This is a genomic window from Ruegeria sp. BF8 (assembly GCF_056538625.1).
Genome location: NZ_JBQFTL010000002.1, coordinates 34710 through 54083, shown reverse-complemented (window position 1 = coordinate 54083; position 19374 = coordinate 34710). Strand labels below are relative to the sequence as shown.

Here is a 19374-nt window from a genome sequence, read left to right as displayed (position 1 = left end):
AATGGCAAATATCGACTATACCCGCGCGGCCAAATACTTCCTTCTGCAGGATTTCTGGGTCGGCATGAAGCTGGGGTTGAAGTACTTCTTCGCCCCCAAGGCCACCGTGAACTACCCCCACGAAAAGGGCCCGCTGTCGCCCAGGTTCCGCGGTGAACACGCCCTGCGCCGTTATCCCAACGGCGAGGAGCGCTGCATCGCCTGCAAATTGTGCGAAGCTGTGTGCCCCGCGCAGGCCATCACAATCGACGCCGAACCGCGCCAGGACGGCAGCCGCCGTACCACGCGATATGACATCGACATGACCAAGTGCATCTACTGCGGCTTCTGCCAAGAGGCCTGCCCGGTCGATGCCATCGTCGAAGGACCTAATTTCGAATTCGCCACGGAAACCCGCGAAGAGCTGTTCTATGACAAGCAGAAGCTGCTGGACAACGGTGAACGCTGGGAAGCCGAGATCGCCCGCAATCTGGAACTGGACGCGCCCTACCGATGAGCGATCCGACGAAAAACCCATTCGAGCAGATGCTCAGACAGGCGCATGACATGGCCAAGGCGTTCAACCCGGCGCTGGAGAGCTATTCGCCCGTCGACGCGATGCGCGGCTTCGAGGCGTTGTGGCCGACCATGCCCAAAGAGGTCATGGAGATGATGTTCGGCAACACCGTCAATCCGGGCGGACTGGATGCCAAGACCCGCCTGTTGCTGACGCTGGCCGGGCTGACCTGTCAGGGCGCACAGGCCGACACGGCCCTGCGCCAGACGGTACGCCATGCCATCGAGGCAGGGGCCAAGAAACAAGAGATCGTGGAAACGATCGGTCAGATGTCGGTCTTTGCCGGCATCCCGGCCATGACCCGGGCGCTGGAACTGGCGCAGGAGGCCATGGGCGAAAACGAGGAAGATGACCAATGAGCGTATTTGCCTTTTACCTCTTTGCCATCAGCGCCATCACCGGCGGGCTGTTCACCGTGATCAGCCGGCAGCCGGTGCATTCGGTGCTGTGGCTGATCCTGGCCTTCCTTTCGTCGGCGGGACTGTTCGTGCTGCTGGGGGCGGAATTCGTCGCCATGCTGCTGATCATCGTCTATGTCGGCGCGGTGGCGGTGCTGTTCCTGTTCGTGGTGATGATGCTGGACGTGGACTTTGCCGAGCTCAAGGCCGAGATGGCGCGCTACATGCCTCTGGCCCTGCTGATCGGTCTGGTCATCCTGATGCAGTTCGTCATGGCCTTTGGCGCCTGGGACAGCGCACAAGGCGCGGCGGCCAACCTGGCCCAGCCGATCCCTGCCGACCGCCACAACACCGAGGCACTGGGTGTCATCCTTTACGATCAATACTTCCTTCTGTTCCAACTGGCGGGCCTGATCCTGCTGGTGGCCATGATCGGCGCCATCGTGCTGACGCTGCGCCACCGCAAGGACATCAAGCGTCAGGACATCGTCGGCCAGATGATGCGTGACCCGGCCAAGGCAATGGAGTTGAAGGACGTGAAACCGGGGCAGGGACTTTGAGACGATGATCGGACTTGAACACTATCTTACCGTCGCGGCGACGCTGTTCGTCATCGGCATCTTCGGTCTCTTCCTGAACCGCAAGAACGTCATCATCCTGCTGATGAGCATCGAACTGATGCTGTTGGCCGTGAACATCAACCTCGTGGCGTTTTCCAGTTTCCTCGGCGATCTGGTCGGGCAGGTGTTTACGCTGTTCGTGCTGACCGTGGCCGCGGCCGAGGCTGCCATCGGGTTGGCCATTCTGGTCTGCTTCTTCCGCAACCGCGGCACCATCGCGGTTGAAGACGTCAACATGATGAAGGGGTAAGGGATCATGGAAACCACAATCCTCTTTGCCCCGCTCGTGGGCGCGCTGATCTGCGGCTTTGGCTGGAAGTTCATAGGCGAAAAGGCCGCGCTGTGGACGGCGACGGGTCTGCTGTTCCTGGCCTGTTTGCTGTCGTGGATCGTCTTCTTCAGCTTTGACGGGCAGACCCAGCAGATCGAGATCATGCGCTGGATCGAAAGCGGCTCGCTGTCGACCTCGTGGGCGATCCGTCTGGACCGGCTGACCGCCATCATGTTGATCGTCGTCACCACGGTTTCGGCGCTCGTGCACCTGTATTCGTTCGGCTACATGGATCACGATCCGCAGTGGCGCGAGGGCGAAAGCTACAAGCCGCGCTTCTTTGCCTATCTGTCCTTCTTCACCTTCGCCATGCTGATGCTGGTGACGGCCGACAACCTCGTACAGATGTTCTTCGGCTGGGAAGGCGTGGGCGTCGCGTCGTACCTGCTGATCGGTTTTTACTATCGCAAACCCTCGGCCAATGCGGCGGCGATGAAAGCGTTCATCGTCAACCGTGTGGGCGACTTCGGCTTCGCGCTTGGGATATTTGCGCTGTTCTTCCTGACCGACAGCATCAACTTCTCGGATATCTTTGCCGCTGCACCCCAGCTGGCAGAAACGCAACTGACCTTCCTGTGGGGCGAATGGACCGCGATCGAGGTCATCTGCGTGCTACTGTTCATCGGTGCGATGGGCAAGTCGGCGCAGTTGATCCTGCACACCTGGTTGCCGGACGCGATGGAGGGCCCGACGCCCGTGTCGGCGCTGATCCACGCGGCCACCATGGTGACGGCCGGTGTGTTCCTGGTTTGCCGCATGTCGCCGCTGATGGAGTTCGCGCCAGGAGCAACCGGGTTCGTCACTGTGCTCGGGGCTGCCACCGCTTTCTTTGCCGCGACCGTGGGCTTGGTGCAGACGGACATCAAACGCGTGATCGCCTATTCGACCTGCTCACAGCTGGGCTACATGTTCGTGGCCGCGGGCGTGGGCATGTATTCGGCGGCGATGTTCCACCTGTTCACGCATGCCTTCTTCAAGGCGCTCTTGTTCCTGGGGGCGGGTTCGGTGATCCACGCCATGCACCACGAACAGGACATGATGAACTATGGCAACCTGCGCAAGAAGATCCCCTATACCTTCTGGGCGATGATGATCGGTACCCTGGCCATCACCGGTGTCGGCATCCCGCTGACCACGATCGGCTTTGCTGGCTTCTTGTCCAAGGATGCCATCATCGAAAGCGCCTATGCCGGAGGATCGGGCTTCGGGTTCTGGGCGCTGGTGATCGCGGCCGCGATGACCTCGTTCTACAGCTGGCGCCTGATCTTCCTGACCTTCTATGGCGAGGAGCGGGGCGACAAGCACACGCATAAGCACGCGCATGAAAGCCCGATGGTCATGCTGGTGCCGCTGGGTGTTCTGTCGCTGGGCGCCGTGTTCGCGGGTATGATCTGGTACAACAACTTCTTCGGTCACGCCGATCAGGTGGGCAAGTTCTACGGCATTCCGGTTGCCGAGGCGCATGCCGACGCCGGTGACCATGCCAAGGCCGATGAACATGGCGACGACACGCATGCCACCGAATCCCATGGCGACGAGGCTGCGCATGATGACAAGGCGAAGGGCGGAGATCACCACTATGCCTTTGTCGGCAAGCCGGGCGAGGGCGCGCTGTACATCGCGCCGGACAATCATGTTCTGGACGATGCGCATGCGGCGCCGAAATGGGTCAAGTTCTCGCCGTTCATCGCAATGGTTCTGGGCTTTGGACTGGCTTACCTGTTCTACATCGTGAACCCGGCGCTGCCGGGCCGCCTGGCCGAGAACCAGCGTCCGCTGTACCTGTTCCTCAAGAACAAGTGGTACTTTGACGAAATCTACGACGCGATCCTTGTCAAACCGACCGTGGCCCTGGGCCGGTTCCTGTGGAAGGGCGGTGACGGCAAGACGATCGACGGTTTCCTGAACGGAGTAGCAATGGGCGTCGTTCCCTTCTTTACCCGCCTCGCAGGCAAGGCGCAGACGGGCTACATCTTCACTTACGCCTTCTGGATGGTTCTGGGGATCGCCGCCCTGGTCACCTGGATGTCGATCGGCGGAGGCGCAAACTGATGGACAATATCCTATCCATTGTAACGTTCATTCCGGCCATTTCCGCCGGTCTGATGGCGCTGTTCCTGCATGGGAACGATGTGGCCGCACAGCGCAATGCCAAGTGGATCGCGCTGGTTGCGACCACAGTGACCTTCCTTGTTTCGATCGGAATCTATACCGAGTTCGACCCATCGAACACCGGCTTCCAGATGGTGGAAGAGGGTCAGTGGCTGCTGGGCCTGAAGTACAAGATGGGCGTGGATGGCATCAGCGTTCTGTTCGTGCTGCTGACCACCTTCATCATGCCGCTGACCATCTTGGCCAGCTGGAACGTGACCGACCGGGTCAAGGAATACATGATCGCCTTCCTGCTTCTGGAAACGCTGATGCTCGGCGTATTCATGGCGCTGGATCTGGTGCTGTTCTACCTGTTCTTCGAAGCCGGGCTGATCCCGATGTTCCTGATCATCGGGATCTGGGGCGGCAAGGACCGGATCTATGCCAGCTTCAAGTTCTTCCTCTACACCTTCCTCGGCTCGGTTCTGATGCTGGTGGCGATGGTGGCGATGTATGCGGATGCAGGCACCACGGACATTGCAGCGCTCATGACGCACCAGTTCTCGTCCGAGAGCTTCAGCGTGCTGGGTGTCCACATTGTCGGCGGTATGCAGACGCTGATGTTCCTCGCGTTCTTTGCGTCCTTCGCGGTGAAGATGCCGATGTGGCCCGTGCACACCTGGTTGCCAGACGCGCACGTTCAGGCACCGACGGCGGGCTCGGTCGTGCTGGCGGCAATTCTGCTGAAGATGGGTGGCTATGGTTTCCTGCGTTTCAGCTTGCCCATGTTCCCTGTCGGGTCGGCCGTGATGACCGATCTGGTGCTGTGGCTGTCGGCAATCGCCGTGGTCTATACCTCGTTGGTGGCGCTGGTGCAGGAGGACATGAAAAAGCTGATCGCCTATTCTTCGGTCGCGCATATGGGTTTTGTGACCATGGGCATCTTTGCCGCCAACCAGCAGGGCATCGACGGGGCGATTTTCCAGATGCTCAGCCACGGGTTCATCTCGGCCGCGCTGTTCCTTTGTGTTGGCGTGATCTACGACCGGATGCACACCCGCGACATCGAGGCCTATGGCGGCCTGGTGATCCGGATGCCGGCCTATGCGTTGGTGTTCATGCTGTTCACCATGGCCAATGTGGGCCTGCCGGGCACCAGCGGGTTCATCGGCGAATTCCTGACGCTTATGGGCACCTTCCAGGTCAACACCTGGGTGACCGCAGTGGCGGCCAGCGGTGTGATCTTCTCGGCGGCTTATGCGCTTTGGTTGTATCGCCGCGTGGTCTTTGGCGACCTGATCAAGGAAAGCCTCAAGTCGATCACCGACATGAGCACACGCGAGCGTCTGATCTTTGCGCCGCTGATCGTCATGACCATCCTGCTGGGCGTCTATCCGTCGCTGGTCACCGACGTGATCGGCAATTCGACCGCCGCGCTGATTTCGAACTATGACACGGCTCTGGCCGCGGCCGAGGCCGCGACCCAGGTCGCTTCGCACTAAGGGAGCTTTGGAGACATGATCCAGGCTGATCTCACTGTAATTCTGCCGGAAATCATTCTGGCGATCTATGCGATGGCGGCGCTGATCGGAGCTGTCTACACCAGCAAGGATGCGCTGGCTCCGGTTCTGGTCTGGACGACGGCCGGACTGATGGCGGCGCTGTCGTTCTGGATCGCGTCGAACGGCTCGGGGACCAACGTGGCCTTCAACGGCATGTTCATCGACGACGGGTTCGCCCGATTTGCAAAGGTCGCGATTCTGCTATCGGCCGCCGCGGTTCTGGTTATGAGCCAGGAGTACATGGCGCGCCGGAACCTGCTGCGTTTCGAGTATCCGTTGCTGGTGGCTTTGGCAGCGGTCGGCATGATGATGATGGTCAGCGCCGGCGATTTGATGTCGCTCTATATGGGTCTCGAGCTGCAGTCGCTGTCTCTGTATGTCGTGGCGGCCCTGCGCCGTGACAGCGCCAAATCGACCGAGGCGGGGCTGAAGTATTTCGTTTTGGGTGCGCTCAGTTCGGGATTGCTGCTGTTCGGCGCATCTCTGGTCTATGGGTTCACCGGTACGACGCTGTTCTCGGGCATCATCAACACGGTGCATCACGGCGATGTCTCGGTTGGGCTTCTGTTTGGCCTTGTTCTGCTGATCTCGGGTTTGGCATTCAAGATTTCGGCGGTTCCGTTCCACATGTGGACACCGGACGTTTACGAGGGCTCGCCCACTCCGGTGACGGCTTTCTTTGCAACCGCACCCAAAGTTGCAGCGATGGCCTTGTTCGCGCGCGTTCTGCATGATGCGTTCGGCGGTGCCATCGCGGACTGGCAGCAGGTGATCGTGCTGCTTTCGGTCCTGTCGATGTTGCTGGGGGCCGTGGCTGCCATCGGGCAGCGCGACATCAAACGGCTGATGGCCTATTCGTCAATTGCACATATGGGGTACGCGCTGATCGGTCTGGCCGCAGGCACCGAATTGGGTGTCAAAGCGATGCTGATGTATCTGGCGATCTATGTGACCATGAATATCGGCACCTTCGCCTTCATCCTGATGATGGAGCGCGACGGCAAGCCGGTGACAGACATCGACGCCCTGCGCCAGTATTCCAAGCGGGACCCGGGCAAGGCGCTGGCCGTGCTGATCCTGATGTTCAGCCTTGCCGGCGTACCGCCAATGCTGGGGTTCTTCGCCAAGTTCGGCGTCTGGCAGGCCGGTGTGCAAGCTGACCTGATTGGGTTGGTTATTGCATCGGCAATCGCCTCGGTGATCGGTGCCTTCTACTACCTGCGGATCGTCTTCTACATGTATTTCGGCGACGAAAACGAAGATCCGATCGAAACCCGCTCGACCCCGGTATTGTGGGTTGCTCTGATGGGGTCGGCCGCATTGATGTTGATCGGTGTGGTCTACCAGTTCGGGATCGAGGGCGCAGCGGCAGCCGCGGCGACGACGCTTGTCAACTGACCGTTTCAACAAAATCTGGAAAGGGGCTCGGCCATCAGGCCGGGCCTTTTTGGCATGAGCACCTGGCCCCAAGGATACGGCCTGCATATCCTGCAGGAAGTTGACAGCACCCTGAATGAGGCCGCGCGGATCGCACCCACTGCAACAGGTCCGGTCTGGATCATGGCGCATCATCAAACCGCCGCGCGTGGCAGGCGCGGCCGGGCGTGGTCCAACCCCCAGGGCAACCTGGCAGCAACCTTGTTGCTGCGGCCCGAGGGCAATCCAGAGCAGGCAGCCCTTCGCAGCTTTGTTGCCGCGCTGGCGCTTTTTGATGCCTGTGTTTCGGTCACCGGTCGCGCACAGGGGTTCGCATTGAAATGGCCGAATGACGTGTTGTTGAACGGCGGGAAACTGGCCGGCATCCTGTTGGAAAGCACGGGGCAGGGGCGCGACGTATCCCACCTTGCGATCGGCATCGGGGTGAACCTCGCAGACGCGCCTGATCCTGAGACAGTTGAGCAGGGAGCTCTGCGGCCCGTTTCGTTGTTGTCGGAAACCGGGGCTCAGGTGTCCGCCGAGGATTTTCTGACCGAACTCGCCGATGCCTACGCAAAGCTCGAACACCAGTTTGTTACCTACGGGTTTGAACCGATCCGCAAAGCGTGGCTGGCCCGAGCCGCGAAGCTGGGCGAGGTGATTACCGCGCGCACAGGTGCTTCGGAAACCGTCGGGACCTTTGAAACGGTGGACGCGGGCGGCAACCTTGTCCTAAACACCGCCAAGGGCCGCGTCAGCATTCCGGCGGCAGACGTCTATTTCTGAAAGGGGCGCATATGCTTCTGGCCATTGACTGCGGCAACACGAACACCGTTTTCTCGATCTGGGATGGCGAGAAATTCCTGTGCACGCTGCGCACCTCGACCCATCATGCCCGCACGGCCGATGCCTATTTCACCTGGTACTCGACCCTGGTGAAACATTACGGGATCGAGGCTGACATCACCGACGTCATCATCGCCTCGACGGTGCCGCGGGTGGTGTTCAACCTGCGTGTCTTTGCCGACCGGTTCTTTGGATGCCGGCCGTTGGTGGTGGGCAAGCCCGATTGCGAGTTGCCGGTGGCGCCGCGCGTTGATGAAGGGACGATTCCCGGTCCGGACCGTCTGGCGAATGCGGCCGGTGCCTTTGATCGGCACGGCGGGAATGTCGTGGTGGTGGATTTCGGGACCGCCACGAATTTCGATGTGGTCGCCGCTGATGGCGCCTATGTCGGAGGAGTGATCGCCCCCGGCGTGAACCTCAGTCTCGAGGCCTTGCACCAGGGCGCTGCAGCTCTGCCGCATATCGACGTGACGCGTCCCGAGAAAGTCATCGGCACAAACACGGTTGGATGTATCCAGTCAGGTGTGTATTGGGGGTATTCCGGCCTCATCGAAGGTTTGATCGACAGGATCAAGGCGGAATACGGAATGCCCATGAAGGTCATAGGGACGGGCGGTCTTGCACCGCTGTTCGATCAGGCCGATGTGGGCTTTGATGCAATTGAAGACGATCTGACGATGCACGGGCTTACCGTGATCCATCGCTACAACAAGGATACTGGCTCGGCATGAGCAGCGAAAGACTGATCTACTTGCCGCTCGGCGGCGCGGGCGAAATCGGTATGAACGCCTATGTCTACGGCTATGGCAAACCCGGTCAGGAACGTCTGATCCTGGTCGATCTGGGCGTGACCTTTCCCGACATGGATACAACGCCGGGCGTCGATCTGATCTACGCCGACATTTCGTGGTTGAAGGAACGTGCGGATCGGCTTGAGGCGATCTTCGTCACCCATGCGCACGAGGATCACGTCGGCGCCGTGGCCCATTGTCATGAGGCCCTTGGCGCGCCGGTCTACGCGCGTGCTTTCACCGCAAATATCGCCCGCCGCAAAATGGAAGATGTCGGACATCCGCCCGAAGCCGTGCGCACCGTGTCCGCCTGGCCCGAGCAGATCAAGGCAGGTCCGTTTACGGTCGGATTCCTGCCCGTTTCGCATTCGATCCCCGAGAGTGCGGCGCTGGTGATCGATACACCGGCCGGCCGTGTCGTGCATACCGGTGATTTCAAACTGGACACCAATCCGGTTGTGGGCGAACCGTTTGATCCCGATCTTTGGGCCGAAGTGGCCAAGCCTGGGGTCAAGGCGTTGGTTTGTGACAGCACCAACGTGTTTTCCTCGCATCCCGGTCGCTCGGAGTCGGAGGTTGGGCCGGCCATCACCCAATTGGTCGAGGACGCGACTGGTATGGTGGTTGCAACGACCTTTGCGTCGAATGTCGCGCGGGTCAAAACGCTGGCCGAGGCCGGGCATCGGGCGGGTCGTTCGGTGGTTCTGTTGGGCCGGGCCATGCGCCGCATGATCGAGGCTGCGACTGAAACCGGTATCCTGTCTGATTTTCCGCGCGTGATCAGCGCTGAGGAAGCCTTGGATCTGCCCCGCCAGAACCTGATGCTGATCGTCACCGGCAGCCAGGGTGAGCGCCGCGCGGCCAGCGCGCAGTTGGCGCGCGGCAAATACCGGGGGATCGAGCTGAAGGATGGCGACCTGTTCCTTTTCTCCTCGAAGACCATTCCGGGGAATGAACGCGGTGTGATCCGCATCATGAACCAACTGAGCGAAAAAGGCGTCGACGTGGTCGATGACAGCGCTGGCTTGTACCACGTTTCCGGCCACGCCAACCGCCCTGATCTTGAGCAGATGCATGCCTTGGTCGATCCTCAGATCGTCGTTCCAATGCACGGTGAACACAGGCATCTGCGGGAACACGCCAAGCTGGCCGAGGCCGCAGGTCGTGCCGGTGTCCTGGCGGTCAATGGCACGATGCTGGATCTGTCGGGGAACGCGCCCGAGGTCGTGGATTATGTCGAGACCGGCCGGACCTACCTGGACGGTTCCGTCAAGATTGGCGCGCTGGACGGTGTGGTGCGGGACCGTATCCGCATGGCTCTGAACGGGCACGTGACCGTAACTGTCATCCTGGACGAAGACGATGAGCCACTGGGCGAACCTTGGTGCGATACCATGGGGCTGCCGGAAACCGGCGTGTCGCGGGCCGGATTGATCGAGGTGCTGGAAGAGGACCTGAACCAGTTCCTGATGCGGGCTGAGGTCAAAACGCTGCGGGACGATGACAAGCTGGAAGAAGCCATGCGTCGCATCGTTCGACAAAGTGCACAGATCGAAATCGGCAAAAAGCCCGAAGTCACAGTTGTAATAAGCCGAATGAAATAAGGCGGCTCAGTCTGTTTCGGGCATCGGGTGGCCCTTGAGACGCTGGAACAGACTGGCTTCTTCGTTGTTCAGAAAGAACGGCACGGAGTCGGGGGGCGTTGTATCTGATACGCGCGCCTCGACTTCCGACAGAACAACCTCGGTGATGAAGGGCAAGTCGAACTCCCGCGCCTGTTCCAGCGGAATCCACTGTAGATGTGACAGTTCATCCGAGGCCTGGCTGAAATCGTCCAGATCACCGGCGATGGCATCTGCGTCCAAAAGAAAAAATCGGGCGTCGAACCGGCGTGGGCGTCCGGGCGGGGTAACCGCGCGGAACACGAACTGCAGCGCTTCGGCCGACGGAATGTAGCCTCTTTCCGCGAAGCCGGTCCAGGCTTGTGGAACCGGACCCGGCCAGGTGTCGCGGACACCGAGGATAAAGCCGGTCTCCTCCCACAACTCGCGAATTGCCGCTGCCGCCAGTGGCACATGCAGTCCGGCAGGAGCCTGATCGCTCAGCCTTTGTTGGCAAATCTCGGGAACCGGAGTGGCCAGCGGAACTTGCGCGTCCTCAGCATCCACGGCACCCCCCGGAAATACGAACTTGTTCGGCATGAAGGCCGCCTCGGCACCACGTTGGCCCATCAGAATCGACGGGGTTCGAAAACGGTCGCGCAAAACGATGATCGTCGCGGCGTCGCGAATTGCGGATTTGTCCACGGTCATGAGAAGCTCAGCTGCATTGACGGGTCACTTGCTGTCGTCGAACCCGTGCATCTTCCGGGCCCATTGAAAGCCGACGACCGCTCCTTTGAGTCTGGGAAGAAGGAACAGCGACAGGGCAACGCAAGCTATCGAAAAGCCGATTGCCATGGCCCACGGAGACGGGCGCAGGCCGACGTAAGTGACATGCAGCGCCGGAGCCAAAAGGTGTCCGACCAGCAGAATGGTCAAGTAGGCCGGCCCGTCATCTGCCCTGTGGTGAAACAATTCCTGACCGCAGTCTGCGCAGGTATCATTCACCTTCAGGTAGCTGTGCAACAGCTTGCCTTTGCCGCAATTGGGGCATTTGCACCGGAACCCTTTCACGATGGCGGGCCACGTGGGGCGTTCCTCCTGAGAGAGGGTGTCGATGGTTTGATCTGTCATCTTGATACTCGCGCTCGGATTTCGGGGATATTGCGCTTGTTTCATCCCGCAGAAAAGGGGGGTGCGTCGCTTTGCACCGACCCTCTCCAAAATATTGACCGGAAATGCAGGTTTCAATGCCGGAAAAAAATTCGCGGACAGCGACGGAAACTTTGCCGGGCTGCGTTTGAATGAATGTAAGCAGCGGCACAGGGCCGCGACAACAAAGGAAACGAGCAATGAAGAGCGCAAAATTTATCTCGGCCATCATTCTGTCTGCAGTTGCCGTCACCGGGACGGCTGCGCTGGCCAAAGGACCTCGCGACCGTGAACCGGTCAGCTTTCAGGAGCTGGATGCCAACGGGGACGGCCAGGTGACCAAGGCCGAGATGGAGGCCCATCGCCTGCAGAAGTTCACATCGGCCGATACCGACGGTGACGGAAAGATCAGCGTCGAAGAAATGCAGGCCGAGGCCCAGAAGAAGGCAAACGACCGCGTTTCCGACATGTTCGAGCGTCATGATGCCGACAAAGACGGCTTTCTGACTGCGGACGAGTTGCCGAAACCGCGCCGGGCTGACAAGATGTTTGACCGCCTTGATGCGGATGGAAACGGATCTCTGTCCGAGCAGGAGTTCGCCAATGCACGGGATGGAATGGGTCGGCACCACAAGAAGGGTGGCCGCCCGGACCCAGACAACAACTGACGCAGGATGAAGGACGTGCCGTCCTCTGCGCATACTGTCCGCGGCGACACGTTCGCCGCGGATGCCTGCAGCGACGACGTGTTGCTGAAGCGGTTTGCCGAAGGCGACGCCCAGGCAGCACGCCTGTTGACCGATCGGTTGGGGCCGCGGTGCTATTCGGTTGCTCTGCGCATGTTGAACAACACGGCAGAGGCCGAAGACGTAACCCAGGAAGCGATGCTTCGGCTGTGGAAAGTGGCGGCGGACTGGGTTCCCGGGCAGGCCAAGATCTCGACCTGGTTGTACCGCGTGGTCTTGAACCTGTGTGTCGATCTACGGCGGAAGAAAACGGCAGGCACATTGGACGATGTGCCAGAGCCTGAGGACGACCAGCCCAGTGTCGTGGACCGAATGCAGCAAAACGCCCGCGTGGATGCGTTGCAAGCGGCCTTGGCACAATTGCCCGAACGGCAGCGCGAAGCTGTCATACTCAGGCATATCGAGGAGTTGTCCAATCCGGAAATCGCGGGAATCATGAGGATTTCCGTAGAAGCGGTAGAAAGTCTTGTTGCCCGCGGAAAGCGGTCGTTGACGGCCATATTGTCAGGCCGTCAGGAAGAGTTGGGGTATGACCATGTCTGACCAAGATACAGAACTGGATCTCTTGTTTGCCGAGGCACGGCAGGCACATGTTGATCTGCCCGGCGATTTGGCCGTTCGTATCCTGACGGATGCCGAGGCCATCCGGCTTGCGGCGACAAAAACAGCGAAACCCAAGTCACAGGGGTTTTTGGGCAATCTCGTTGCCGGTCTCGGGGGCTGGCAGGCGCTCAGTGGGCTTGCGGCGGCCAGCGTGGTTGGCGCATGGGTCGGTTTTGCCGCGCCGTCCTTTCTGCCGGACCCGGCAAATTACATAATGACCCAGGATGCATCCTACATGGTCGCCAATCTCGGTCTCGAGGCCGCGTTTCTGGAGGAAGCGGAATGAATGAAGACGTTAAACCCCCAAGGCGCTGGGTGCCTGTGCTATTGGTGGTATCCCTTGGCCTGAACCTGCTGGTCGCCGGGGTGATCATCGGGACTGCGCTGCGGTTTCACGGTGTGCGGGACGATGTTCCTCCCGGATTTGGACCTGCCCTGTACCGCGCTCTTCCTGATCCGGAACGCAAGGCGTTGAGAGGCGATCTGGCCGACAAGCATCGGCGCGGGGCCGAGAAAAGGTCTCGTGATTTCAAGGCGCTTGGCAAAGCGCTGCGGGCCGTTCCGTTCGACCGAGATGAAGTCCAGAACTTGCTGGAAGAACAAGCCCGGGCGAATGACGAAATCCAGGCGGCTCTGCAAGAGCAATGGCTGGCTCGGGTTTCGGCCATGTCCGACGAAGAACGAAAAGCTTATGCCGACCGCTTGGAAGACGTGTTGAAGCGGCGCCCGGATCCCAAGAAACGCAAGGACTGACCCGCTTAGGCCGCGTTCTGTTTCATCCACACCTGGTTCCGGCCTGCCTGTTTTGCCGCATAAAGCGCCTTGTCCGCGCATTTGATCAGGCTTTCGGCCGACAGTGAGCCGTCTGGAAGTGGGGAGAAGGGTGGCTCGCATACCTTCAGCCCGATGCTGACCGTCACCGGAAGCCGGGCAGGAATGTCCGGCAGGACGATCGGTACGCTGCTGACGCCGCTGCAGATATCGGCCGCCTTCCTGAGCGCCTTTTCGCGGGTCGCGTTTGGCAGTCCGAACAGGAATTCCTCTCCTCCGATGCGGGCGAGGAAGCCGTCAGGTCCGAAAGCGCGCTTCATCCGTTTTCCGGCCTCGACCAAAACCCTGTCACCGGCACTGTGGCCATAACGGTCATTGATGGATTTGAAGTGGTCCAGGTCGGCCAGCATGATCGCAAAACCCCGCTGTTTGTGCACCGAACTGTGCAGCAATTGGTCCATCGCGGTCTGTGCGAAACGACGGTTGTTCAGGCCGGTCAGCGTGTCGATCCACGATTCCTCAAGCCCACGGCGCAACGAGTCGCGCATTTGCTCGTCATGCGCCTTGCGTGCAATCAACGCCTCGACCCGAAGCGATACTTCGTCAGGGCAGAACCCTCCGAGGCAAATCGCATCGGCGCCGCGATCCAGGGCCTCGGCGGCAAGAGTGGCGTTGTCATCGGGAATGATTCCGATCAGAGCGGTCCGCCGAGTGCCGGTGCGGGATTTGAGGTCGGCCAACATGTTCAGGCCGGATGGATCGCTGTTCAATTCGACAACAATCGCGTCAGGTATGGTGCCGGACAAGACTCCGCTGAGGTTGGGCAGGGTATGGCTGCACACCGAATGCTGCGTTCGTCCGTTCAGGGCCTTGTGCCACAGCGTGCGAGTACGTGCGGTGTGGGCCAAGACGGCGATCTGACCATGCCGCGCGGGCGTGATCATTGCTGCGGGGGCTTCGGCAAATCCCACGGATTGAGGGTTGCCACTGTTCTTCAGATCCTGAGTTTCCGCACGGGCGCGCAGCAGGCTTCGCACACGCGCCAGCAACAGCGTATCTTTGAACGGATAGGCCAGAACGTCATCCAGCCCCTCGGACAGGTTCCGCAGCCGGGCGGTCCGATCGTTCTGAGGCGCAATCGCGACCACAGGGACATCCTGCAGGGCCGGAACGGACAGCATCAATCTTTTGACGTCGCCCGCGTCTCCGTCGGGTAGTGTCTGGGCCGTCAGCACCAGATCCGGCCGGGTCCGCCGCAGCAACGCCCCAAGACCAGCCAGCTTCTCGCCCTGCACGACATGATACCACGCCGCCGTCAGCTGCACCTTCAGCATGATGCGATTGGTCGAGACCCCGTCGAGGACAAGGATGGTTCCCTGCACGGACATTGTTTTCACCGTAGATTGCATGCCTTGCCAAAGTGTTTATGAGTCTGGTTAACAAACCCTTTCCAAATCTTCGAACCGGGGCCTGATCATGCCGATCTCTGCCGAATTCGCCGAAACTCTGGCCTTGAAAGCGCTTGGGTGGCTTGTTGGGAACGATGAATTGTTGCCTGTTTTCCTTGGTTCGACCGGCGCCTCGACGGATGACCTGAGGGACCGCGCCACAGAGCCCGAGTTTCTTGCTTCGGTGCTGGAATTTCTGATGCTTGACGATTCGTGGGTGTTGGCCTTTTGTGACGCAAACGCTGTCCCCTACGATCAACCGGCCCAGGCCCGAAGCGTCCTGTCAGGCGGCGCGGATGTTCATTGGACCTGAACGGGTCCGCGCAGGAGCAAGAATGCATGTCGATTGATGCGCTGGTTTTTGACAAGGACGGAACCCTGTTTGATTTCGCCGCCACGTGGGGGGCGTTCGGCAAGGCGGTGCTGCTGCGTCTGAGCGAGGGCGACAATGCGCGTGCGTCCGTGCTTGGAAAGAGCATTGGCTTTGACTTCGCGACAGGGACCTATTCCGAGGACAGTATCGTGATCGCTGGCACCGTCGACGAGGTCGCCGACGCCTTGTTCCCCGACCTTGACGGCTGGTCCCGCGAGGATCTGGTTCAGACCTTGAATGCGGCTTCTGCCCATGCGCCTCAGGTCGAGGCCGTTGCGCTTGCACCTTTTCTGCAATTCCTGAAAGACGCCGGCAAGAAGCTGGGTGTTGCGACCAATGACGGCGAGATGCCGGCGAAACGGCACCTGGCCTCGGTCGGAATCGAGACCTATTTCGATTTCATTGCGGGGTATGACAGTGGCCACGGGTTCAAGCCTGGGCCCGGCCAGTTGTTGGCTTTTGCCCAACATGTTGGCGTCCCACCGGACCGGATCGCCATGGTCGGCGACAGTCTGCACGATCTGGAGGCCGGTCGCGCCGCCGGCATGACCACTATCGGTGTTCTGACTGGATTGGCAAAGGTTGAGGATCTTGCACCGATGGCTGATGTCGTTCTTCCCGATATCAGCCACATCCCCGGCTGGCTGAACCTTCGTTAAAGCGCCTTGCCTGAAAATCGGCGGTTCATGAGTTGAAACCGACCTTGGCTGTCGCAGACAGAGCGGCCAGAGACCGGACTTCGGGTCTTGTTTGAGAGTAACAATCGCCGGAGGAACAGATGGCCGACACGAATACTCGCAAGCGCAGGGGTGGTGGACGCGCAGGCGCTGCAGCGCGCCGCGGTGCGGCAGTCATCGACCAGATGCCATGGAACCCGCCGATCAACATCGACCGGCCAACCGAACCGTTGGGCCCCGAGGGCGTCGAAGCCATCCATGACGGCGCCATGCGTATTCTCGAGGAAATCGGCATCGAGTTCTACAATCAGGAAGCCTTGGAGATCCTGCGTGAAGCTGGATGCATCGTCAACGGCGACAACGTGCGCATGGGTCGTGACTTCGTTATGGAAATGGTCGCCAAGGCGCCGTCGACCTTTACCATCACGCCGCGCAACCCGAACCACACGATCGAGATCGGCGGCAAGACGATGTTGTTCGGAAATGTCTCGTCACCGCCGAACTACTGGGACATGGAGATCGGCAAGAAGGTTCCCGGCAACCGCGAAATGTGCCAGAACCTGTTGAAGTTGACGCAGTATTTCAACTGCATCCACTTTGCCGGAGGCTACCCGGTCGAGCCGGTTGACCTGCACGCCAGCGTCCGGCACCTGGATGTCCTTTATGACAAGCTGACGCTGACGGACAAGGCGATGCATGCCTATTCGTTGGGCAAAGAGCGCGTCGAAGATGTCATGGAAATGGTGCGCATCGCAGGCGGTCTCAGCCACGAGGAATTCGAGGCGTCACCGCGCATGTACACCAATATCAACTCGACCTCGCCACTGAAACACGACCACCCGATGATCGACGGGTGCCTGCGGCTGGCCCGGCGGGGGCAGGCCATTGTCGTCACGCCTTTCACTTTGGCTGGGGCCATGGCCCCGGTGACGATGGCCGGGGCCGTTGCGCAGTCGTTGGCCGAGGCGCTGTGTGCGATTGCCTTGTTCCAGTACGTCCGGCCCGGCATCCCATGTGTCATCGGGACATTCACCTCGAATGTCGACATGAAGTCTGGTGCGCCTGCGTTTGGCACACCTGAATACATCCGGTCGACCCAGATGACCGGCCAGATGGCGCGGTTCTATGGGCTGCCCTTGCGCTCGTCCGGTGTCTGCGCGGCCAATGTGCCGGACGGCCAGGCCGTCTGGGAGACGTCGAATTCACTCTGGGCGGCGGTGCAGTCGGGGACCAACATGGTCTATCACGCGGCCGGATGGCTGGAGGGCGGCCTGATCGCGAGCCCGGAGAAGTTCATCATGGACTGCGAGATATTGCAGCAAATCCAAAGATATATGCAGCCCGAGATCTGCGCCACAGGCCCGGACGAAATCGCACTGGAAGCCATCCGCGCGGTCGGGAACGATGGGCACTTCTTTGGCATCCAACACACGCAGGATCGCTATACCACCGCGTTCTATCAACCCTTCCTGAGCGATTGGAAAAACTACGAGGGCTGGGAAGTCGCGGGCGGGATCTGGACAGCCGAACGGGCGCATCTGATGTTCAAGGAGATCATCAACAGCTTTGAGGCTCCGCCCATGGATGAGGCGATCCGAGAGGAACTGGCTGACTTCGTCGCACGTCGCAAAGCCGAAGGGGGCGCGCCGACCGATTTCTGATAGCGCATCATCGGGCAGGCAGCTGGAACGGCAGGATATCTCATCCTGAGATTTCCGTGAATTTTCCGCATCTTGAACTGCCGCATTTGGCCTTTCTTAAGATCTTTGAGGTGGGATCGGCATGAAACCTTTTTGAGGGCATTCATGCACGGATTGATCAACAGGGCAGTTCAATCGTTTGTATGCGCGACCTATGGGCGTGAGCGCTGGCTTCGGGCGACCGAGGCCGCTGAACTTGGGTTCGCCGAGTTCGAAGCGATGCTCGTCTACGACCGGGAAAAGTCATATCGCCTGCTGGACGTGGTCTGCGATCAATTGAACCGTTCGCGGGACGAGTTTCTGGAAGATCTCGGAACCTATCTGGTCTCACACCCCAACATGGAAGGATTGCGGCGCCTTCTGCGCTTTGGCGGCGTTACCTATGTCGAGTTTCTGCAGTCTTTGGATGATCTGGCCGACCGGGTCAAACTGGCGGTCTCTGACCTTGAATTGCCTGCCCTGGAACTGCTGGAGCGTTCGCCCACAGAATTCGAACTGCGCTGCCATCCCGGGCTGGATGGGTATGCCAATGTCATGATCGGGATCTTGCGAGCAATGGCGGACGACTATGGCGCGCTCGTGATTCTGAGGCATGCCGGGCAGAGGGGCGGGGTGGACGTCATCTCGATGGTTCTGGTCGAAAGCGCCTTTGCCGAGGGTCGTCACTTTGATCTGGGGGCGCGGAACTGATGATGGATCTGGATCAACTGGGCAGGATGTTGGAGACGTTGTGCCCGATGTTCACCTTGGTGGATCAGGATGGGCGTATCCTTCAGGTCGGGCCGACACTGCAAAAACTGCGCCCCGACCAGCCGTTGGTTGGCAGCGAATTTCTGGAAATATTTGAACTGGTAAGGCCCAGAACCGTGACGACTATGCCGGCGTTGATGGCGACGGCAGGTACCAAGCTTCATCTCAAGCTTCACGATGAACCGCGCACAGCATTGAAGGGTTTGGTGGCGCCGCTGCCTGACGATGCAGGCGCGGTTATCAACCTGTCCTTCGGGATCTCGATCCTGGACGCTGTACGGGATTATGCACTGACAAGTGCGGATTTCTCGGGAACCGACCTCGCAATTGAATTGCTCTACCTGGTCGAAGCCAAGTCTGCGGCGATGGAGGCTTCGAGGTCGTTGAACCTGCGGCTTCAGGGGGCAATGCTTGCGGCCGAGGAACAGGCCTATACGGATACTCTGACCGGCCTCAAGAACCGGCGCGCGATGGACCACATTCTCGAGCATTTGGTTTCAACGAAATCCACTTTTGCGTTGATGCATCTGGACCTGGATTTCTTCAAAGCCGTGAACGACGAATTGGGGCATGCCGCGGGCGACTATGTGCTGTCCCAGGCCGCCCGGATCATGCTGGAAGAAACCCGCAGCGACGACACGGTCGCCCGGATCGGCGGCGATGAATTTGTTCTGATATTCAAAAGCCTGTCGAGCAGGGCTCAGCTTGAACGGATCGCCAATCGCCTGATTGGCCGCCTTCAGAAACCGATGGTTTTCGAGGGCGAGACCTGCGCGATTTCGGCGAGCATCGGGACCGCACTTACGTCACAGTTTCTGTCCCCGAAACCGGCTGAGATTCTGCACGCGGCGGATTTGGCCCTTTACGAGGCCAAGCGAAACGGTCGGTCGTGCCATCGCTTCTATTCCGAAGAGGCGCGGGCACCGGAGTAGACCGGTGCGT

The 19374-nt window shown here is 60.0% G+C and carries 22 protein-coding genes; 19 read left to right on the top strand and 3 right to left on the bottom strand.

The genetic code is table 11. From position 1 onward, the window contains the following. Nucleotide 1: 1 nt before the first annotated feature. From nuoI to ACR0LD_RS07760, 10 genes are read left to right on the top strand one after another with little or no spacing between them, the layout of a single operon-like run. Nucleotides 2-496, top strand: a complete 495-nt coding sequence (gene nuoI / locus ACR0LD_RS07805; protein WP_170341017.1) for an NADH-quinone oxidoreductase subunit NuoI — start codon at nt 2-4, stop codon at nt 494-496. Continuing rightward, nucleotides 493-915 (top strand): carboxymuconolactone decarboxylase family protein, encoded by a 423-nt coding sequence (locus ACR0LD_RS07800; protein ID WP_170341019.1) that lies wholly within the window; start codon nt 493-495, stop codon nt 913-915. Before nuoI ends, ACR0LD_RS07800 begins: the two co-directional genes overlap by 4 nt. Beyond that, nucleotides 912-1514: an NADH-quinone oxidoreductase subunit J gene (locus ACR0LD_RS07795; RefSeq protein ID WP_170340404.1), complete on the top strand. Its 603-nt coding sequence runs from the start codon at nt 912-914 to the stop codon at nt 1512-1514. Before ACR0LD_RS07800 ends, ACR0LD_RS07795 begins: the two co-directional genes overlap by 4 nt. 4 nt (nt 1515-1518) lie before the next feature. Continuing rightward, entirely contained in the window at nt 1519-1824 is a 306-nt protein-coding gene (gene nuoK / locus ACR0LD_RS07790) for an NADH-quinone oxidoreductase subunit NuoK (RefSeq protein WP_005984024.1), read from the top strand. Between the two features lie 6 nt (nt 1825-1830). Further along, entirely contained in the window at nt 1831-3957 is a 2127-nt protein-coding gene (gene nuoL / locus ACR0LD_RS07785) for an NADH-quinone oxidoreductase subunit L (protein ID WP_480636336.1), read from the top strand. Continuing rightward, the gene (locus ACR0LD_RS07780; RefSeq protein ID WP_170340407.1) at nt 3957-5498 is read left to right on the top strand and encodes an NADH-quinone oxidoreductase subunit M; all 1542 of its coding nucleotides are present in this window, start codon (nt 3957-3959) and stop codon (nt 5496-5498) included. The genes nuoL and ACR0LD_RS07780 overlap by 1 nt, the downstream gene beginning before the upstream one ends. Nucleotides 5499-5513: 15 nt before the next feature. Then, nucleotides 5514-6956 carry an NADH-quinone oxidoreductase subunit NuoN gene (gene nuoN / locus ACR0LD_RS07775; RefSeq protein WP_093964920.1) on the top strand — a complete coding sequence of 481 codons (1443 nt, stop codon included), beginning with the start codon at nt 5514-5516 and terminating at the stop codon, nt 6954-6956. A 54-nt stretch (nt 6957-7010) separates the two neighbouring features. Next, complete coding sequence (locus tag ACR0LD_RS07770; protein ID WP_170365889.1) at nt 7011-7760, top strand: biotin--[acetyl-CoA-carboxylase] ligase; 750 nt, start codon at nt 7011-7013, stop codon at nt 7758-7760. 11 nt (nt 7761-7771) lie between these two features. After that, nucleotides 7772-8551 carry a type III pantothenate kinase gene (locus tag ACR0LD_RS07765; RefSeq protein ID WP_093964922.1) on the top strand — a complete coding sequence of 260 codons (780 nt, stop codon included), beginning with the start codon at nt 7772-7774 and terminating at the stop codon, nt 8549-8551. Continuing rightward, a complete protein-coding gene (locus tag ACR0LD_RS07760) occupies nt 8548-10215 on the top strand; it encodes a ribonuclease J (RefSeq protein ID WP_480636333.1) in 1668 nt (555 codons plus the stop codon). Before ACR0LD_RS07765 ends, ACR0LD_RS07760 begins: the two co-directional genes overlap by 4 nt. A 6-nt stretch (nt 10216-10221) precedes the next feature. On the opposite strand, the gene ACR0LD_RS07755 is transcribed toward ACR0LD_RS07760, so the two are convergent. Both ACR0LD_RS07755 and ACR0LD_RS07750 read right to left on the bottom strand, forming a co-directional pair. Next, nucleotides 10222-10923 (bottom strand): NUDIX hydrolase, encoded by a 702-nt coding sequence (locus ACR0LD_RS07755; RefSeq protein WP_480636331.1) that lies wholly within the window; start codon nt 10921-10923, stop codon nt 10222-10224. Nucleotides 10924-10947: 24 nt separating this feature from the next. Beyond that, entirely contained in the window at nt 10948-11346 is a 399-nt protein-coding gene (locus ACR0LD_RS07750; protein ID WP_170364465.1) for a DUF983 domain-containing protein, read from the bottom strand. Nucleotides 11347-11564: 218 nt separating this feature from the next. Between ACR0LD_RS07750 and ACR0LD_RS07745 the strand changes: the two genes are divergently transcribed. Genes ACR0LD_RS07745 through ACR0LD_RS07730 form a run of 4 tightly spaced genes read left to right on the top strand, consistent with a single transcriptional unit; the run spans nt 11565 to nt 13466 of the window. After that, complete coding sequence (locus ACR0LD_RS07745; protein ID WP_170340413.1) at nt 11565-12032, top strand: EF-hand domain-containing protein; 468 nt, start codon at nt 11565-11567, stop codon at nt 12030-12032. A 6-nt stretch (nt 12033-12038) separates the two neighbouring features. Next, nucleotides 12039-12653 carry an RNA polymerase sigma factor gene (locus ACR0LD_RS07740; protein ID WP_170365897.1) on the top strand — a complete coding sequence of 205 codons (615 nt, stop codon included), beginning with the start codon at nt 12039-12041 and terminating at the stop codon, nt 12651-12653. Continuing rightward, entirely contained in the window at nt 12646-12999 is a 354-nt protein-coding gene (locus ACR0LD_RS07735; protein ID WP_244952326.1) for a hypothetical protein, read from the top strand. Before ACR0LD_RS07740 ends, ACR0LD_RS07735 begins: the two co-directional genes overlap by 8 nt. Then, complete coding sequence (locus tag ACR0LD_RS07730; protein WP_170365902.1) at nt 12996-13466, top strand: periplasmic heavy metal sensor; 471 nt, start codon at nt 12996-12998, stop codon at nt 13464-13466. Before ACR0LD_RS07735 ends, ACR0LD_RS07730 begins: the two co-directional genes overlap by 4 nt. 5 nt (nt 13467-13471) lie before the next feature. Here ACR0LD_RS07730 and ACR0LD_RS07725 read toward each other — a convergent pair whose 3' ends face one another. Continuing rightward, nucleotides 13472-14872: a diguanylate cyclase gene (locus tag ACR0LD_RS07725; protein WP_170434753.1), complete on the bottom strand. Its 1401-nt coding sequence runs from the start codon at nt 14870-14872 to the stop codon at nt 13472-13474. Between the two features lie 88 nt (nt 14873-14960). On the opposite strand from ACR0LD_RS07725, the gene ACR0LD_RS07720 reads away from it, so the two are divergent. From ACR0LD_RS07720 to ACR0LD_RS07700, 5 genes are all read left to right on the top strand, one after another. Further along, on the top strand, nt 14961-15245 hold the full coding sequence (locus ACR0LD_RS07720; RefSeq protein WP_093964931.1) for a DUF3572 domain-containing protein: 285 nt from the start codon (nt 14961-14963) through the stop codon (nt 15243-15245). Between the two features lie 26 nt (nt 15246-15271). Then, nucleotides 15272-15964, top strand: a complete 693-nt coding sequence (locus tag ACR0LD_RS07715; protein WP_170365907.1) for an HAD family hydrolase — start codon at nt 15272-15274, stop codon at nt 15962-15964. A gap of 119 nt (nt 15965-16083) precedes the next feature. Then, on the top strand, nt 16084-17643 hold the full coding sequence (locus ACR0LD_RS07710; protein ID WP_170357356.1) for a trimethylamine methyltransferase family protein: 1560 nt from the start codon (nt 16084-16086) through the stop codon (nt 17641-17643). Nucleotides 17644-17787: 144 nt separating this feature from the next. Further along, complete coding sequence (locus ACR0LD_RS07705) at nt 17788-18372, top strand: heme NO-binding domain-containing protein (protein ID WP_170365909.1); 585 nt, start codon at nt 17788-17790, stop codon at nt 18370-18372. Beyond that, nucleotides 18372-19364, top strand: coding sequence for a GGDEF domain-containing protein (locus tag ACR0LD_RS07700; RefSeq protein WP_170357358.1), 993 nt, complete (start codon nt 18372-18374; stop codon nt 19362-19364). Before ACR0LD_RS07705 ends, ACR0LD_RS07700 begins: the two co-directional genes overlap by 1 nt. Nucleotides 19365-19374: the final 10 nt, after the last annotated feature.

Excerpts from the sequence above, each read along its gene's own strand:
- nuoI (WP_170341017.1), top strand. The coding sequence starts at position 2 with ATGGCAAATATCGACTATACCCGCGCGGCCAAATACTTCCTTCTGCAG.
- ACR0LD_RS07800 (WP_170341019.1), top strand. The coding sequence starts at position 493 with ATGAGCGATCCGACGAAAAACCCATTCGAGCAGATGCTCAGACAGGCG.
- ACR0LD_RS07795 (WP_170340404.1), top strand. The coding sequence starts at position 912 with ATGAGCGTATTTGCCTTTTACCTCTTTGCCATCAGCGCCATCACCGGC.
- nuoK (WP_005984024.1), top strand. The coding sequence starts at position 1,519 with ATGATCGGACTTGAACACTATCTTACCGTCGCGGCGACGCTGTTCGTC.
- nuoL (WP_480636336.1), top strand. The coding sequence starts at position 1,831 with ATGGAAACCACAATCCTCTTTGCCCCGCTCGTGGGCGCGCTGATCTGC.
- ACR0LD_RS07780 (WP_170340407.1), top strand. The coding sequence starts at position 3,957 with ATGGACAATATCCTATCCATTGTAACGTTCATTCCGGCCATTTCCGCC.
- nuoN (WP_093964920.1), top strand. The coding sequence starts at position 5,514 with ATGATCCAGGCTGATCTCACTGTAATTCTGCCGGAAATCATTCTGGCG.
- ACR0LD_RS07770 (WP_170365889.1), top strand. The coding sequence starts at position 7,011 with ATGAGCACCTGGCCCCAAGGATACGGCCTGCATATCCTGCAGGAAGTT.
- ACR0LD_RS07765 (WP_093964922.1), top strand. The coding sequence starts at position 7,772 with ATGCTTCTGGCCATTGACTGCGGCAACACGAACACCGTTTTCTCGATC.
- ACR0LD_RS07760 (WP_480636333.1), top strand. The coding sequence starts at position 8,548 with ATGAGCAGCGAAAGACTGATCTACTTGCCGCTCGGCGGCGCGGGCGAA.
- ACR0LD_RS07755 (WP_480636331.1), bottom strand. The coding sequence starts at position 10,923 with ATGACCGTGGACAAATCCGCAATTCGCGACGCCGCGACGATCATCGTT.
- ACR0LD_RS07750 (WP_170364465.1), bottom strand. The coding sequence starts at position 11,346 with ATGACAGATCAAACCATCGACACCCTCTCTCAGGAGGAACGCCCCACG.
- ACR0LD_RS07745 (WP_170340413.1), top strand. The coding sequence starts at position 11,565 with ATGAAGAGCGCAAAATTTATCTCGGCCATCATTCTGTCTGCAGTTGCC.
- ACR0LD_RS07740 (WP_170365897.1), top strand. The coding sequence starts at position 12,039 with ATGAAGGACGTGCCGTCCTCTGCGCATACTGTCCGCGGCGACACGTTC.
- ACR0LD_RS07735 (WP_244952326.1), top strand. The coding sequence starts at position 12,646 with ATGTCTGACCAAGATACAGAACTGGATCTCTTGTTTGCCGAGGCACGG.
- ACR0LD_RS07730 (WP_170365902.1), top strand. The coding sequence starts at position 12,996 with ATGAATGAAGACGTTAAACCCCCAAGGCGCTGGGTGCCTGTGCTATTG.
- ACR0LD_RS07725 (WP_170434753.1), bottom strand. The coding sequence starts at position 14,872 with ATGTCCGTGCAGGGAACCATCCTTGTCCTCGACGGGGTCTCGACCAAT.
- ACR0LD_RS07720 (WP_093964931.1), top strand. The coding sequence starts at position 14,961 with ATGCCGATCTCTGCCGAATTCGCCGAAACTCTGGCCTTGAAAGCGCTT.
- ACR0LD_RS07715 (WP_170365907.1), top strand. The coding sequence starts at position 15,272 with ATGTCGATTGATGCGCTGGTTTTTGACAAGGACGGAACCCTGTTTGAT.
- ACR0LD_RS07710 (WP_170357356.1), top strand. The coding sequence starts at position 16,084 with ATGGCCGACACGAATACTCGCAAGCGCAGGGGTGGTGGACGCGCAGGC.
- ACR0LD_RS07705 (WP_170365909.1), top strand. The coding sequence starts at position 17,788 with ATGCACGGATTGATCAACAGGGCAGTTCAATCGTTTGTATGCGCGACC.
- ACR0LD_RS07700 (WP_170357358.1), top strand. The coding sequence starts at position 18,372 with ATGATGGATCTGGATCAACTGGGCAGGATGTTGGAGACGTTGTGCCCG.